At 66.1% G+C, this 14870-nt stretch carries 14 protein-coding genes; 4 read left to right on the top strand and 10 right to left on the bottom strand.

What is annotated here, in order from left to right:
• Positions 1–42: 42 nt before the first annotated feature.
• The 4 genes from GGR44_RS09325 to GGR44_RS09310 all read right to left on the bottom strand — a co-directional run bounded on the left by GGR44_RS09325 (position 43) and on the right by GGR44_RS09310 (position 4904).
• Entirely contained in the window at positions 43–1431 is a 1389-nt protein-coding gene (locus GGR44_RS09325; protein WP_343052319.1) for a spinster family MFS transporter, read from the bottom strand.
• Between the two features lie 45 nt (positions 1432–1476).
• Entirely contained in the window at positions 1477–2568 is a 1092-nt protein-coding gene (locus GGR44_RS09320) for an NAD-dependent epimerase/dehydratase family protein (RefSeq protein WP_183955324.1), read from the bottom strand.
• Between the two features lie 36 nt (positions 2569–2604).
• Positions 2605–3444, bottom strand: a complete 840-nt coding sequence (locus GGR44_RS09315; protein WP_183955323.1) for an NAD(P)-dependent oxidoreductase — start codon at positions 3442–3444, stop codon at positions 2605–2607.
• A gap of 125 nt (positions 3445–3569) precedes the next feature.
• Positions 3570–4904: a spinster family MFS transporter gene (locus GGR44_RS09310; protein ID WP_183955322.1), complete on the bottom strand. Its 1335-nt coding sequence runs from the start codon at positions 4902–4904 to the stop codon at positions 3570–3572.
• 249 nt (positions 4905–5153) lie between these two features.
• On the opposite strand from GGR44_RS09310, the gene GGR44_RS09305 reads away from it, so the two are divergent.
• The gene (locus tag GGR44_RS09305) at positions 5154–6359 is read left to right on the top strand and encodes a cytochrome P450 (protein ID WP_183955321.1); all 1206 of its coding nucleotides are present in this window, start codon (positions 5154–5156) and stop codon (positions 6357–6359) included.
• 169 nt (positions 6360–6528) lie between these two features.
• A complete protein-coding gene (locus tag GGR44_RS09300) occupies positions 6529–7344 on the top strand; it encodes an SDR family NAD(P)-dependent oxidoreductase (RefSeq protein ID WP_183955320.1) in 816 nt (271 codons plus the stop codon).
• Positions 7345–7357: 13 nt separating this feature from the next.
• Here GGR44_RS09300 and GGR44_RS09295 read toward each other — a convergent pair whose 3' ends face one another.
• Positions 7358–8152 (bottom strand): tyrosine-protein phosphatase, encoded by a 795-nt coding sequence (locus tag GGR44_RS09295; RefSeq protein ID WP_183955319.1) that lies wholly within the window; start codon positions 8150–8152, stop codon positions 7358–7360.
• 185 nt (positions 8153–8337) lie between these two features.
• Between GGR44_RS09295 and GGR44_RS09290 the strand changes: the two genes are divergently transcribed.
• Together GGR44_RS09290 and GGR44_RS09285 are read left to right on the top strand one after the other, a co-directional pair.
• Entirely contained in the window at positions 8338–8979 is a 642-nt protein-coding gene (locus GGR44_RS09290; protein ID WP_183955318.1) for a TetR family transcriptional regulator, read from the top strand.
• An 86-nt stretch (positions 8980–9065) separates the two neighbouring features.
• Complete coding sequence (locus GGR44_RS09285; RefSeq protein WP_183955317.1) at positions 9066–10091, top strand: zinc-dependent alcohol dehydrogenase; 1026 nt, start codon at positions 9066–9068, stop codon at positions 10089–10091.
• Between the two features lie 43 nt (positions 10092–10134).
• On the opposite strand, the gene GGR44_RS09280 is transcribed toward GGR44_RS09285, so the two are convergent.
• From GGR44_RS09280 to GGR44_RS09260, 5 genes are read right to left on the bottom strand one after another with little or no spacing between them, the layout of a single operon-like run.
• Positions 10135–10422: a putative quinol monooxygenase gene (locus GGR44_RS09280; RefSeq protein ID WP_183955316.1), complete on the bottom strand. Its 288-nt coding sequence runs from the start codon at positions 10420–10422 to the stop codon at positions 10135–10137.
• Positions 10423–10438: 16 nt separating this feature from the next.
• Complete coding sequence (locus tag GGR44_RS09275) at positions 10439–10867, bottom strand: GlcG/HbpS family heme-binding protein (RefSeq protein ID WP_183955315.1); 429 nt, start codon at positions 10865–10867, stop codon at positions 10439–10441.
• Positions 10867–12183 carry a glycolate oxidase subunit GlcF gene (gene glcF, locus GGR44_RS09270; protein ID WP_183955314.1) on the bottom strand — a complete coding sequence of 439 codons (1317 nt, stop codon included), beginning with the start codon at positions 12181–12183 and terminating at the stop codon, positions 10867–10869. Before glcF ends, GGR44_RS09275 begins: the two co-directional genes overlap by 1 nt.
• Positions 12184–12186: 3 nt before the next feature.
• Positions 12187–13365 carry an FAD-binding protein gene (locus tag GGR44_RS09265; protein ID WP_246344486.1) on the bottom strand — a complete coding sequence of 393 codons (1179 nt, stop codon included), beginning with the start codon at positions 13363–13365 and terminating at the stop codon, positions 12187–12189.
• 5 nt (positions 13366–13370) lie between these two features.
• On the bottom strand, positions 13371–14852 hold the full coding sequence (locus GGR44_RS09260; protein ID WP_221214341.1) for an FAD-linked oxidase C-terminal domain-containing protein: 1482 nt from the start codon (positions 14850–14852) through the stop codon (positions 13371–13373).
• Between the last annotated feature and the right edge of the window lie 18 nt (positions 14853–14870).

The raw sequence follows: 14870 nt of genomic DNA, 5'->3' as shown, positions 1-14870 counted from the left end.
GGCCTTTCCAAGGATAGGCGCGCGCCGCACCTGCCCTTAAGTTCAGGGCATTGCCGGGCTGGAAGGGATTTCGCGCCGCAAGGCCAGTGCCGCGCGCAGATAGCAAATGATCGCGCCGATCAGCACGGCGCCTGCGGCCATCATTGCGTGCTGCAGGCCCTCCGCCGCCGCCATCGCGCAGGCCGGGTCGGCCATGCCTTTCACGCATGCGGCGCGATAGTCCCCGGCATAGGCTTGCACGGCAAGCCGGTCGCTCAGCCACCCCAGCGCGACCGATCCGATGCCAAGGCCCGCCACGGTCTGCCCGAAGGCGTGCAGCGCCGCGGCCGAGGCGCGCATGCGCGGTTCGACCAGCCGCTGCGTCACGGTCATGATCGCTGGCAGAAAGGCGTTGAGCGAGCCTGCCGCAAAGAACATCAGCACCAGGAACCAGCGCCAGTCATCCTGCATGATGGCCAGCAGATAAAGCGGCAGCGACACCATCAGCAACAGTGCGGGCGCCCGGCCGAACCACCCCACATCGCGCCGCCCCAGCCAGTCGGCCGCGCGGCCGCCCGAATAGTTGCCAATGACCATGGCAAGGCTGAGCGATACGGCGAAAATCAGCCCTGCCTGGGCGATATCCAGCCCGTAACGCCGCACCAGCAGCGGGATCATGAACAGGTTCAGGCCGAAGCTGACCATGCCGACCAGCCCGCTCGCCGCAGTCAGATAGAGAAAGGCGGGCGACCGGCCGACCCGCCGCAGCACCGCGCCAAAGCCGGGGGTTGTCGCTGCATCGCCTGCGTTGCGGCGCGGCGGTTCGGAAATGGTCAGCTTGAGCAGCGCCGCCAGCATGATGCCGGGTATGCCCATGACGACGAACGCGGCGCGCCAGCCGAAGTTCTGCACCACCCAGCCGCCCAGCGTTGCCGATACCGCGCCGCCGATGGAAACCCAGACCGCGATGGTCGAAAAGGCGCTGGCGCGGCGTTCTTCGGGAAAGCGGTCAGAAATCATCGACACCAGCGCGGGCGTGAACCCGGCTTCGCCCACGCCCACGCCCATGCGGCACAACAGCAGTTGCACGAAGCTTCCGGCCGCGCCCGAAAGCGCCGTCATCACCGACCAGATCGCCGTAACGCTAGCGATGATGCCCACCCGGCTGCGGCGTTCCGCCAGCCGCGCGAGCGGGATACCGAGCGCGGCGTAGAAAAGCGAAAAGGCAAGCCCCCCCAGAAGACCCAGTTGCAGGTCGGTCAGCCCCAGATCGCGGCGGATCGCTTCGCCAGCCACCGAGATGATCGTCCGGTCGACAAAGTTCATCATGTAGACCAGACCCAGCAGCAGCAGGAACCAGCGTTCGCTGCCAGCCGCAGGCGCCGCTACGCCCGGCGTTGCCTCGTTCATGCCATGCTCCAGATCGGCCTGCCCCGCCCCATGCGCTGCCACGGCACCACCGTGGCGCTTATCCGGCAATGCGGCAAGGCTTACCTATCATTCGGTGGGCGGGAGCAGCCCTTCGGCCTGCCAGCGCGCCAGCCACGCGCGCAACCGCTCCGGCGTATCTTCACATTCGTGGAACCCCGCCTTGCGCAACTTGATCGTGCTCATCACGCTAACAATGCCCGAAGGCAGTGCGAAATCGAGCAGGGCAAACGATTCCCCCAGGAACGCGCCAAGGTCCGCAGGCGCGGCCAGACCATGGCGCGCCACCGCATCGGCCCATTCGGGCGCAAGCGCACGGGCCAGCGCAACGCACGATTGCCCCGGCCGGTCGGCACCCGGCATCGCCCCGCAGGCATGCGCGATGACGGGCCAGAGCGAGCGCCACCGGGCCACGTCGCCATTGGCGATGTTGAAGATCTCGCCCCGCGCGCTGGCCGCGCCCATCGCCCAGACCATGGCCCGGCCCAGCAGGTCGGCGTCGACCACCTCGAACAGCCCTTCGTCCGGCCCGGCAAGGAAATCGAATGGCCGCCCGGCCAGCCGCGCCAGCGAGGCGATGACCCCCAGCGCCAGGAAATTGCTCAGGTTCGTTCCGATCCCGCCCCCCAGGATGATCGGCGCGCGAAAGATCGTCCACGACCAGGCCTGCCCGCGCGCGCGGCGGGCCAGTTCATCCTCGTGCGCGAAGTAGAAGTTTTCGTGCTCCAAGCGCGGATCGTCTTCGCGGTGGGGCAAGGAAAGCCGCGCGCCCGGAAGATGGACGCCATAGGCCTTTGTGCCATGGACAACCGCAATATGCCGGAACGCGGGCGATGTCGCCAACACGGCATCGAGCAGATGGACCAGCATCGCGCGGTTGCGTTCAACCTGGCCGGGATCGGTCCACTTTTCGACCAGCGAGCCGGGCACTTCGTTGATCGCGCAAAAAGCCACGGCGTCGACCGGCCCGGTCTGATGCAGCAGCGCAGCGCACGCTGCCCGATCAAGCAGATCGGTGCGGTGATAGCGCGCGCCCGCAACGGGCCGGGCCGGGCTGCGACGGGCCGTGGCGTGAACCTCCCATCCCGCAGCCAGAAAGGCCGCCACGGCGCTTGCCCCGGTGACCCCGGTCGCGCCGGCCACGATCACGCGGCGCGGCACGATGCCGCTGCAGCCGCCTGCGCGGCGCAAAATGGGTCAGCGGCGGCAGACATCGAGGATGAACTGTTTCACATAGGCTTTGACGTTGGCGCCGATGGCGGAAGGCTTGCCCACCGCTTCGCCCAGTTCTTGGGCCAGCGTCAGATCCTTTTCACCAATCCCGGCCTGCACCGCCATGAGATCGCGGCGGGTCTGATCACCCGGATTGTTGCGAAACGCTATGAAGCCGTTCATCGGCGGGGTCATCACGCCGTTGCGCTGCATCACGGTCATCAGCTTGTCGATTGGTACGCCCGCCGCTTCGGCCAGATCCATGGCTTCAAGGCCAAGCATGATCTGGCTCCACGAAACCAGATTGTTGCAGATCTTCAGGCCCATGGCCGAACCAAGCGGGCCAACCAGCATGGTATTGGTGGAATAGGCATCAAGCACCGGCTGCACCCGCGTCATCGTCGCCTCGTCGCCACCCAGCATGCAGAATACGAACGGGCCGTCATTGCCCATTTCCGTGCGGGTCACGGCTGCGTCCATCAGGTCGATGCCGACAGCCGCGGCACGTTCGGCAAGCGCCCTGGCCGTGGCAGGGCGGATCGTGCTGTGGACGAGGATGACCGAACCGGGCTTCATCGCCGGGATCAGCGCGTCGCAGCATTCGGTCACCTGCTTGTCGTCCTGGACGCAGATGCCAACAACGTCGCAACCGCCAAGATCGGCGATCGTCGGCGCCAGCGTGGCCTTGCCGCGGAACGGTTCCATCGCGGCGGGGAACTTGTCATGCACGGTCAGCGGCAGCGCCAGCTTGGCCAGTTCGCGCGCCTGGCAACCACCCATGCTGCCCAGCCCGATAAACCCGACGGAACGGATTGCCTGCGCCATTATCATAAACTCCCTATGTGCGATTAGCCCGTGAGGTATAGGCGACGCAGGGCGATTCCGTCACCTGAACAAGCCTTCGCTTTCGCGCCAAAACTATTCGTGGCGTGCCGTCGCGCCCGCCCCGATCAGGCGGTGGCGGCTTGCAGTCCGTCCTGCGAGCCATCGCTGCGGCCCGTGCCCGTGCGCCTCACGTGGCGCGCCGCCAGCGCGAAGTGCAGCGCCGCCAGCGGGTGGCACAACAGCATGATCGACAGCGCCCAGCCGAGCGAGTTGGACCCGCCGATCATATCGGACAGTCGCCCGACAATGAACGGGGCAACGCCAAAGCCAAGCAGCGTCGCGCCCAGTTGCAGCAGGGCGATGGTGAACCCACGCACCTGCGGCGGCACCACGATCAGCAGAAGGCCGTTGGCCGGGCCGTTGTAGCTGTTGAAAAAGAACGCATAACACGCGACCAGGGTCAACGCGGCCACGGTCTCCGGGGTGAGCAGCGAGGCGATGCCCAGGAACGTGGCGGCAAGCGACGTCCCGGCCGCGATCATCCCCGAACGCCACGGATTGGCGCGCGGATCGCGGCGGCTGCTGCGATCGGCCAGCCAGCCGAAGAAGGCTCCCCCCAGCGCGCCCAGCAGGCCGGAAGTGAGGCCCACGGTCAACCCGGCCTGCGAGAGCAAAAGACTGTGCTGGCGGACAAGGAACGAGATCGACCAAGTGGAATAGGACGAGATCGCCGCCGCCGTGAGCAGCACCCCCAGCAGGATGTGGACGGCTGCCGGGCGCGCGCCGATTTCCGCCAGCGACCGGGCAAAGCCAAGCTTTTCGGGCGCCGGGCGCGCGGCGCGTTCGGCCGCCGTGCCATCGCTGGCCCCGCGCACCGGTTCACGGATCACGAAAAACACGACCACCGCCATGATCATGCCGGGAACGCCGGCGAGCAGGAAGGCCATGCGCCAGCCATAGGCCGCCGCGACCATCCCGCCGACGATGAAGGTCACGATCGATCCGATCGCCGAGGAAAGGTACCAAAGGCCGACTGCCGTCGAACGCTCGCGCGGCGGGAAGAAGTCCGATAGGAGCGAAAGCCCGGCAGGCGATCCGCCGGATTCGGCAAGGCCCACAAGGCAGCGCGACACCAGAAGCATGATCCAGCTCGTCGCCAGACCGCACACCGCGGTCATCCCGCTCCACAGCGCAAGGATGAAGGCCAGTGCGTTCTTGCGCACCGTGCGGTCGATCAGCATGCCCATTGGCAGCACCGCCGCGCCATAGAACAGGCCGTAGCCAAGGCTGGAGATCAGGCCGAGCTGGGTGTCGTTCAGGTCGAACTCGTGGCGCACCGGCTCCATCACGATGCTTACCACCATGCGGTCCATGATATGGCAACTGTGCGCCAGCGTAAGGACCAGCAGCACGATCCAGCGATACCCGTAAGCCTGCGCCTCTCCTGTCGAGCCTGACATGCCATCCCCTCTCTGCGTTATTCTGCACGCCGCCATCCGGTCAGACCCATGGGGTCCGCGATCGGGCAGCGCTGCGGGCGCCGTGCCCGCTCGGCGCTACAGGTCTGGCCTATTGGCGCAACGCGAACCCACCTTCGGATAGGACTGCGCCCTTCGCCGCCATGCCATGGCCCATGATTAAGGTGCAGCCGGTCCGCATGACAAGGGGACAGTTTCGGCCACCTGTGATGATATGGAAGGCATGCCCGGATGAACGACTTAGCGACCAGCCCCGCCCCTGCGCGAGACATGCGCCATTGCGCGCTGTTCGACCGCAAGATCGTGTACGAAAACCCGCACGAGACGATCATCCCCGAAATTCATGCCGGACCGCCGGTATTCCTCGCCGATAATGTCTCGTTCAACCAGCCCGGCTGGGTCGTGCGGCGCGCGGAAGACCTGCGCAAGATCTATGCCGACACCGAAAACTATCACAAGCGCGGCAACACCGGGTTTGCGCGGATGATCGGCGAAGACTGGGACATCATCCCGACCGAACTCGATCCGCCGATCCATTCGGCTTACCGTTCGGCGCTTAACCCGATCTATTCGCCCAGCCAGATGATGAAGCTGGATGGAAAGGTGCGCGGGCGCGCCCAGGAACTGATCGCCCGCTTCAAGGACAAGGGCGAATGCGAGTTCGTGCAGGATTTCGCCATCCTGTTTCCGATCACCATCTTCCTTGAAATGATCGACCTTCCGGTCGAGCGGCTCGCACAGTTTCTCGAATGGGAAAACCAGCTCCTGCGCGGAACCGACCGCGACATTCAGGCCGCCAGCGTGCGCGCGGTCAAGGAACTGCTGATGGAAACCATCGCGGAGCGGCGCAAGAACCCCGGCGATGATCTGATCAGCAAGTGCATGGCGCTGGAAGTGGACGGCCGCAAGTGGAACGACCGCGAAGTGTTCGGCCACGCCTTCAACCTCTACCTCGGCGGGTTGGACACGGTTACCGCCAACCTCAGCCTGCAGTTCCGCCATCTTGCTGAAAATCCGCAGGACCAGCAGACGATGCGCGAAAACACGCCGCAACAGAACGTCGTCGCAGTGGAGGAACTGCTCCGCGCGTTTGCGGCGGTTTCCACGCAGCGGATCGTCACTAAGGAACATCAGCTTCACGGCCACACCCTGCTGCCGGGCGACGTCGTCTCGATGTCCACCCCGCTCGCCGGTCGCGATCCCGAAACCTATGAAAACCCGCAGGAAGTGCGCCTCGATCGCAAGCCGATGCACGTCACGCTGGGGCACAGCATCCACCGCTGCCTGGGCCAGCACCTGGCCCGGCGCGAATTGCAGACCGCGATCGAGGAGTTCGTGAAGGTCATCCCGATGTTCCGCATCGAGGAAGGTTTCCGCGTGCCTTGGAACACCGGCAACATCATCCAGGTGACCGAACTTCCGCTGCGCTGGGGCTGATCCGCAACGGTTCCGATCTTTCCGCTGCGCCATGGCGTGCAGCGGGAAGGTTGCCCTCCGGGCGATAGGAACCTTTCGGCCCGCCACATGACAATCTGCCGCCTGATGCCGAAAAGGCCCATGCCGCTCCCGTCCGGGCGCGGCGCCTGAAACAGAGCGGGAGAGTGAAATGCGCAGACTTGAAGGCAAGATTGCCCTGATCACCGGCGGAGCCGGAGGGCTGGGATCGGCCACTGCCGAACGGTTCGTGGCCGAAGGCGCGACCGTGGTCGTGGCCGATGTAATGGAAAGCCGCGCCGCCGACACGGCAAAACGGATTGGCGGCGGGTCGATCGGCCTGCATTTCGATTGCGGCGATGCGGCGTCCATCGAAGCCGGCATTGCCGAAACGATTGCCCGCTTCGGCAAGATCGACATCCTGTTCAACAACGCCGCGGCCACCTCGAAAGAAGTGAACCTGCAGGACCGCACAGCAGTCGATATCCCGATCGAAATCTGGGATCTGGTGATGAACGTGAACGTGCGCGGCGTGATGCTGGGCTGCAAGTACGCCATCCCGCACATGATCCGCAACGGCGGCGGGTCGATCATCAACACTGCGTCGGATTCCGGCCTGGCGGGCGACAACGTGCGTATCGCCTATGGCACATCCAAGGCGGCGGTAATCGGGTTGACTAAATATGTCGCTGCGCAGCACGGGCGTCAGGCCATCCGATGCAACGCGATCCTGCCCGGCCCGATCATCAACGACAGTCTGGCCGAATACCCCGAGCTGGTTGCCCGCATCAAGCGCCAGGCGCTGACCTCGCGCATCGGAATCCCTGCCGATATCGCGGCGATGGCGGCGTTCCTTGCCGCCGATGAATCACAATATATCACCGGGCAGGCATACTCGGTCGATGGCGGTCATCTTGCCCACCAGCCGCAGATGGCCGACATGCGCGAAATCGAAGCACCCGAGCTACCCCCGGTCGATACGTTCTGACCGGGGCGCCCGGTCAAGCGTCGAGCAGTTGATAGCGTATGGCGGCAATCTGCTCCGGGGCAAGGCCGAGCGCCTGCCGGACATAACCCTCGACCGAACCGTACCGGCCCGTGACGACGGCAAGCGCCGCGCGCAGATAGTCCGGGTCGGCGCGGGTCAGCACGCGCATCACGTCCGCGCGGGGGCCTTCGGGGGCGTCAAGCCGCACCGCAAGGCCCAGCCGGGCGGCGCGGTGGCGTGCGGCAAAGTCGACGAAGTCCACCGCCTTGTCGGTGAAGGCATATTCGGCAAGGATCGTTTCTTCCGACACGCCGAGCAGGCCCAGCACGATTGCCGCGCAAAAACCTGTGCGGTCCTTGCCCGCCGAACAGTGGAACAGCACGGCCACGTCTTCGTCCAGCACCGCATCGAAGATCGCGCGCAACGGCTGCGCGAGCCATTCGTGCATGGATTCGTAAGATTGCAGCATGAACCGGCGCGCCTCATCGGGCGTGGCCGATTGCATCCATGGCGATCCGCGCTGCGCCGCCTCGCGTTCAGCATCGAGCCGGTAGGCAAAGCGGCGCACCGGGAACTTCCAGTCCGTCGGCTCCTCGGCAATCTCGTCGGGGCGGCGCAAGTCCACGATGGCGCGGATCTGCGAACGGGCAAGGCAGCAATGGTCCGATGGCGTAAGGTAGGCGAGCACGCCCGAACGGTAGATCACCCCCTTGCGCACTTCCTGCCCGGTGGCGGTTTGATGGCCGCCAAGATCGCGCAGGTTGCACCCGCCCGAAAGCTGCGGCTGATATGGTGGTCTGAAAGTCATGGCCTGCGGTGTATCCCTTTGTGCCTGATCGGTCCCTGATCGTCGCCCGCGCGCCATACAGCCAGGACTTGCGCGGCGCGTGACCTGCCCGGTGGCGGGGAAGGGCCTTAGGTTTGCAGCATTGGCGGACGGAGGATCGCATGCGGCCGCTGGCACAGCGCCCGGCTTGCTGGTAGGCTAGCGCGGTGACCGATGACCAAACCGCCCCGCGCCCGCGCACCGCGCGCGATCCCGCAGCAACAATCCGCCGCATTCTGGAAGCCGCCCGCGAAGAGTTCGGCGCAAATGGCTACGACGGGACCAAGGTCGAACATATTGCCCGCCGCGCCCATGTCAGCAAGCAGATCGTCTATTTCTATTTCAAGGGAAAGGACGAGCTTTACTGGGAATTGTTGAAAGACATATCGCTGACCACAAACGAGCGCCTGCTGCAGATTCCGTTCGAGGAACTGGCGCCGGAAGACGCCGTGCGCCGGTACATTGAAGAGCTTTACGACATCTATGCCGAAGACCCGCTGGTGGGCATGGTCTCGCTCGACCAGAGCCTGCATGGCGGGGCGCAACTGCGTTCGGCCAACGAGATCCGCCGCTTGCAGAAAACCCTGGCCGAGCACTTGTCCGACGTGGTGCGACGCGGCCAGGAGCAGGGGCTATTCAACGCCGACATCGACGGTGACAAGCTTGAGTTCATGAGCGTGATCATCACCATCGGCTGCCTGTCATCCTCCAAGATGCTGGAACGCTATTCCGGGCGGAACTGGCAGCAGAACCCTGGCGATACCCGCGCCTTCGCGCTCGATTTCATTATGCGAGCGCTGCGCCGATAGGCAGATCGCCAGACCACGGATAGGGGTGCCCACGGCAGCAGCCGGCCATGCATGGCCCGTGCTTCTGCCGACAAAGGTGATCTGCCATGCGCGCTGCCGTGTTCAAGACCGAGACCCGCAAGCTGGCGATGGAAACCGTGGCCGATCCCACGCCCGGCCCCGGTCAGGCGGTCATCAAGGTCCACCGCTGCGGCATCTGCGGGTCCGACCTGCACATGGCCGAAGGGCATGCCTATTCCTTTGCCGACGGCGAGATTCCCGGCCACGAGGTTGCAGGTGAAGTGGTGGCGCTGGGCGCACAGGCGCAGGGCGTCGCCATCGGCGATCGCGTGGCGGTGCTGCCGTTCGTGACGTGCGGCGAATGTACCGGCTGCAAGACCGGCGATGCCATGGCCTGCCCGCAGTTCCGCATGTTCGGATCGTTCGGCACGGGCGGCGGCTATGCCGAATATCTGGTCACCAATCCCGCGTGGTGCGTGCGCCTGCCCGGTTCGCTGAGCTTCGACGATGGCGCGCTAGTCGAACCGCTGGCCGTTTCGCTGCGCGCGGCGCGGGCATCGGGCATTTCCACCGGCGACCGCGTGCTGGTGATCGGTGCGGGCGCGATCGGGCTGGCTGCGGCCTATTGGGCACGGCTTTCGGGCGCGCAAAGCGTGGCGATGGCGGCAACATCGCGGCGGCGCGAAGCCATGGCCCGCGCGATTGGCGTTGACGATTTCATCGTGCCCGAAGAAGGCCGCACCCTTGCCGAACAGACGGCTGCGGCGCTGGGCAGCGCGGCGGATATCGTGTTCGAATGCGCGGGCGTTCCCGGCTCGCTCGATCTGGCCGTATCGGCGGTCAAGCGGCGCGGGATGATCGCCGCGCCGGGCTTCTGCTGGACCCCGGACGCCTTTTCCGCAATGCCTGCGATGATCAAGGAAATCACGCTGCGCTACACCAACATGTACGACACGCGCGAGTTCGAGATCGCCGCAGGCGCGCTTGACAAGGGGCACGTCGAACCGCGCGCGATGATCAGCGACGTGGTGGCGCTGGAACAGGCCCCCGCCGCGTTCGAGGAACTGCGCGGGCGCAATGCCAAGTGCAAGGTGCTGATCCGGCCACATTGATCGGGCGGACCGGTCAGCGACACCGGCCTGCGCCCGACATCGCTCAACCCAAGGGTATCAGCGCCGCCGCTTCGGGCGGTGCGGCAAGCACTGCCTTGAGCGGGGCAAAAGCCTCCTTGCCCAGCACCTTGCCGCCTTCCTGGTGCGCCTCGGCCGATGTCCAGCGTTCGAGGAAGACGAAACGCCCCGCTTGCGCGGCGTCTTCGAACAACTCGGTCGCTTCGCACCCGGCAAGCGGGGCGACCTTTGCGGCAAGCTGTTCGATGGCGATGCGCAAGACCGCACCTTCGCCCTCGCGTGCGGTCAGAGCGTAGTAGCGAACATATCCCATCGTGCTTCTCCCGTGCTCAAGCCTGCGCGGTCAGGCCCGCGGCGGCAATGCCTGCCAGCGTGCAGGCTTCGTCCTTGTCGGACAGGTCGCCCGAAATGCCGACCGCGCCGATGGCGTGGCCGTTGGCGTCAACCACGATCACGCCGCCCGCTGCGGGCACCACGCCTCCCGGTGCAATCGGCGCAAGCGATGCCAGAAACGTCGGCCGCTCACCCGCCATATCGCCGATCTTGCGCGACGAAATGCCAAGGAACAGCGCCCCCGATGCCTTGCCCACGGCAAGTTGCAGGCGCCCGGTCGACGCTCCATCCTGCCGCTGCCAGGCAATCAGGTGCCCGCCCGCGTCGAGAACCGCGACGCCCAGCGGTTTGAGCGCCATTTCGCGCGCCTTGGCAAAGGCGCCGGCAATCACGGCGTTGGCCTGTTCCAGGGTAATGCGGTTCATCAATCCAATCCTTTCGATGCACTATGTTGCAAGGCGTCCGGCACCGGGCCGCCCGTGGCCCAGTCCAGCAGTTCAACCGTGTGGACCACGGGGGTTTTCGTGCGCTGGCCGATCTGCATGGCACAGCCGATATTGCCGGTGGCGATCACATCGGCGCCAAGCCGTTCGATATTGGCTGCCTTGCGATCGCCAAGCTGGCCCGCGATTTCGGGTTGCAGGATGTTGTAGGTTCCCGCCGACCCGCAGCACAGATGGGCTTCGGCCGGAGTCTGGACGGAAAAGCCCGCCTCCGCCAGCAGGCGGGCCGGGGCAGCGGTCACCTTTTGCCCATGCTGCAACGAACAGGCGGCGTGATAGGCCACGCGCAAGCCTGTTCCGCGCGCCGGTGGCATGTCGATGCCATCGAGGAACTCGGTAACGTCGCACGCCAGCGCCGAAACGCGTTCCGCCTTTGCCGCATAGGCCGGATCGTTGCGCAGCATGAAGCCATAATTCCTGATCGTGGTCCCGCAGCCCGACGTCGTGATGACGATGGCATCCAGCCCGCCCGCCGCGATTTCGCGCGTCCAGGCATCGACATTGCTGCGGGCGGATTCCAGCGCGGCCTCTTCGCGGCCCATATGGTGGACCAGCGCCCCGCAACAGCCTTCGCCCGCCGCAAAGGTCACGTCATAGCCGCAGCGATTGATAAGCCGCACCGCCGCTGCCCGAAACTGCGGCCGCAGCGCAGGCTCGGCGCAGCCTTGCAGGATGGCGACACGCCCCTTGCGCACCGGCCCGGCCGTCATCGCAGGCGCGGACGATGGCAAGGGCGCCAGCGAGGGCGGAGCAAGCTCCAGCATCGCCGCCATCGGGTGCAGGCCCCTGACCTTGCGCAGCAGTGGCAGGAACGGGCGCGCCAGCGGGGCAAGGCGCAGCGCGACGCGGAACCGTCCGGTGTACGGCAGGATCAGCGCCAGCAGCGCGCGGTATGCCCGCTGCGGCCAGGGCCGGGCGTAATGGTCTTCGATATAGGCGCGGGCATGATCGGCCAGATGCATGTAGTTCACACCCGAAGGGCAGGTCGTCATGCACGCCAGGCACGAAAGGCAGCGGTCGACATGCTTGACGATTTCGGGGGTGGGCGCCCGCTGGTTTTCCAGCATGTCCTTCATCAGGTAAATGCGCCCGCGCGGACTGTCGAGTTCGTCGCCAAGGAGGACATAGGTGGGGCACGTCGCGGTGCAGAACCCGCAGTGCACGCACTTGCGGATGATCGATTCCGATACCCGCATGGCCGGATCGGCCAGGGCCTCAGGCGTGAAGTTGGTCTGCATCGGCTACCCTCCGGACCGCGCAATTTCGAACCGGCCGATCTCGAAAACGCCCGCCGGATCGAACGCACGGCGCACCCGTTCCTCCAGCGCGGCGACCAGCGGTGCGCGCGGGTGCTGTGCCGGAACCACGGCGCGCAAGGACGCAGGCGCGCGGACCAGCATCGCTTCGCCCTCGGCCGCCGCGGCGGCGGCCCGCACCTGCTCTGCCGCTGCGGGCGTTTCATCGTCCAGCGCCAGCCACACAAGGCCGCCACCCCAGTCGAGCGACCAGCGCGGGCCAAACGGCTCCAGCGCGGCAACCGCACCGGGCGCAGCCGCTGGCGGCAGGTGCAACCGCCACAGCACCGCGCCCGCAAGGCCGGCGGCGGCGCCTGCCGTGTGCCACAGCGCCGCCGCTTCGGTTGTATCGAGCCGCCGCAGTGCGCCATGATCGGCCAGCAGGACAGGCAAGACTGCCGCGCGCGCTTCGACCGACGGTGGAAAGCCCGCCAGCCGGAACAGTGTGATGGCGCGCGCGCGATCCGGGCCTTTCGGCACATGCGCCGCCGCCGACACATCGGCATGGCTGCCCAGCGCGCGGGCCATGGCCGCATGCGCGGCGCAGCAATCCAGCCCTTCGATGGCCACCGTCACCGCCATGCGAGGACGGGGCAGCACTTTGAGGGTGAGTTCGGTCATTGCCCCGATCCGCCCCCAGCTTCCGGCCATCAGCTTGGGCAGGTCATAGCCGGTCACGTTCTTGACCACCCTGGCCCCGGCGACGAAGGTTTCTCCCCGGCCCGAAACGGCGGTGAAGCCCAGCAGGTGATCGCGCGCGCCGCCTGCGGTGACACGCCGCGATCCGGCAACGCCCGCGGCCACCACCCCGCCGATCGTCGCGGCTCCGGCGGGCGCGCCGAACAGTGGCCCGTGGTCGAACGGTTCGAAAGCCAGCATCTGCTGTTCGCCCGCGACAAGCGCCTCGACATCGGCCAGTGGCGTGCCCGCCCGCACGGTCAGCACCAGTTCGGCAGGGTCATAATCGATCACGCCCGCCATTGCGGCCATGGAAACGATCCGCGCATCGCGCGGCGCGCCAAAGGCAGCCTTGCTGCCCCCGCCACGGATTTCGAGCCGGGCGCCCTCGCGCAGGGCATCGGCAACTGCATCGCACAGATCCTGCGCGCTTCCGGGAATAATCATATCCATCAGAAGCGCGGCAGTTCGGGGAACGGCACTTGCCCGGCATGCACGTGCATGCGGCCAAGTTCGGCGCACCGGTGCAGGGTTGGGAATACCTTGCCGGGGTTGAGCAGCAGCTTGGGGTCGAACGCGCATTTCACGCGTTGCTGCTGTTGCAGATCGGTCTCGCTGAACATGACCGGCATCAGATCGCGCTTTTCGATGCCCACGCCGTGTTCGCCGGTCAGCACCCCGCCCACCTCGACGCACAGCCGCAGGATGTCGTTGCCGAACGCCTCGGCGCGCTCAAGCTCTCCCGGCTTGTTCGCATCGTAAAGGATCAGCGGGTGCAGGTTGCCATCGCCGGCATGAAACACATTGGCCACGCCAAGCCCGTAATCGACTGAAAGCTGTTCCATCCGGCGCAGCACTTCGGGCAGGCGGCGGCGCGGGATTGTGCCGTCCATGCAGTAATAATCCGGCGAAATGCGGCCGACCGCCGGGAAAGCCGCTTTGCGCCCGGCCCAGAACGCCATGCGTTCGCGCTCGTCGGTCGATGTACGCGATGTGACGGCGCCGTTCGCGCCCGCGATCCGCGCTATTTCCTCGATCAGATAATCGCACTCCGCCGCGGGGCCATCGACCTCGACGATCAGCAATGCCCCGACATCCAGCGGATAGCCCACGTTGACGAAAGCCTCGGCGGCATGAATCGCGGTGCGGTCCATCATTTCCATCCCCGCCGGGATGATCCCTTCGGCGATGACTTGCGCCACGCAGGCGCCCGCGCTTTCGGGATCGGGAAAACCCACAAGCACGGCGCGCGCGCTTTCGGGTTTTGGCAGGATGCGCACGGTCACTTCGGTGACCACGCCCAGCAAACCTTCGGAGCCGACGATCACGCCCAGCAGATCCAGCCCGCACGGATCAAGATGCCGCCCGCCCAGGCGCACGATCTCGCCATCCATCAGCACCAGTTCCACGCCCAGCACGTTATTGGTCGTCAGCCCATATTTGAGGCAGTGCACCCCGCCGGCGTTTTCCGCCACGTTGCCACCGATGGAACAGGCGATCTGGCTCGACGGGTCTGGCGCGTAGTAGAACCCGCGCTCTTCCACCGTCTGCGTTATCGCCAGGTTCGTCACGCCCGGCTGAACCACCGCCACGCGATCGTCATAGTCGATGGCCAGCACGCGCTTGAACTTGCCCATGCCCAGCAGCACCGCATCGGCCAGCGGCAGCGCCCCGCCAGAAAGCGACGTGCCCGAACCGCGCGGCACCACCTTCACCCCTTCGGCATGGCACCAGCGCAATACGGCCGATACCTGTTCCACCGTTTCGGGCAGGACCACCAGCATCGGCGGCTGGCGGTAAGCGGTCAGGCCATCGGATTCATAAGGACGCAACGCGTCGGGATCGTCGATCACGCCTTCGCCGGGCACGATCCCGCGCAAGGCTTCGGCGATCCCGGCACGGCGGGCCAGCACCGCCTGATCGGGATCGGGCATCAAGATGGACACATCTCT

It is taken from the genome of Sphingobium fontiphilum (genome assembly GCF_014196635.1).
GTDB classification, from domain to species: Bacteria; Pseudomonadota; Alphaproteobacteria; order Sphingomonadales; family Sphingomonadaceae; genus Sphingobium; species Sphingobium fontiphilum.
Note: the sequence above shows the minus strand (reverse complement) of the source record. Positions and strands in the feature narration are given on the sequence as shown.

Coding starts and splice junctions, on each gene's coding strand:
- GGR44_RS09260 (WP_221214341.1), bottom strand. CDS start 14,852: ATGCCCGATCCCGATCAGGCGGTGCTGGCCCGCCGTGCCGGGATCGCC.
- GGR44_RS09305 (WP_183955321.1), top strand. CDS start 5,154: ATGAACGACTTAGCGACCAGCCCCGCCCCTGCGCGAGACATGCGCCAT.
- glcF (WP_183955314.1), bottom strand. CDS start 12,183: ATGCAGACCAACTTCACGCCTGAGGCCCTGGCCGATCCGGCCATGCGG.
- GGR44_RS09315 (WP_183955323.1), bottom strand. CDS start 3,444: ATGGCGCAGGCAATCCGTTCCGTCGGGTTTATCGGGCTGGGCAGCATG.
- GGR44_RS09285 (WP_183955317.1), top strand. CDS start 9,066: ATGCGCGCTGCCGTGTTCAAGACCGAGACCCGCAAGCTGGCGATGGAA.
- GGR44_RS09275 (WP_183955315.1), bottom strand. CDS start 10,867: ATGAACCGCATTACCCTGGAACAGGCCAACGCCGTGATTGCCGGCGCC.
- GGR44_RS09265 (WP_246344486.1), bottom strand. CDS start 13,365: ATGATTATTCCCGGAAGCGCGCAGGATCTGTGCGATGCAGTTGCCGAT.
- GGR44_RS09310 (WP_183955322.1), bottom strand. CDS start 4,904: ATGTCAGGCTCGACAGGAGAGGCGCAGGCTTACGGGTATCGCTGGATC.
- GGR44_RS09280 (WP_183955316.1), bottom strand. CDS start 10,422: ATGGGATATGTTCGCTACTACGCTCTGACCGCACGCGAGGGCGAAGGT.
- GGR44_RS09300 (WP_183955320.1), top strand. CDS start 6,529: ATGCGCAGACTTGAAGGCAAGATTGCCCTGATCACCGGCGGAGCCGGA.
- GGR44_RS09295 (WP_183955319.1), bottom strand. CDS start 8,152: ATGACTTTCAGACCACCATATCAGCCGCAGCTTTCGGGCGGGTGCAAC.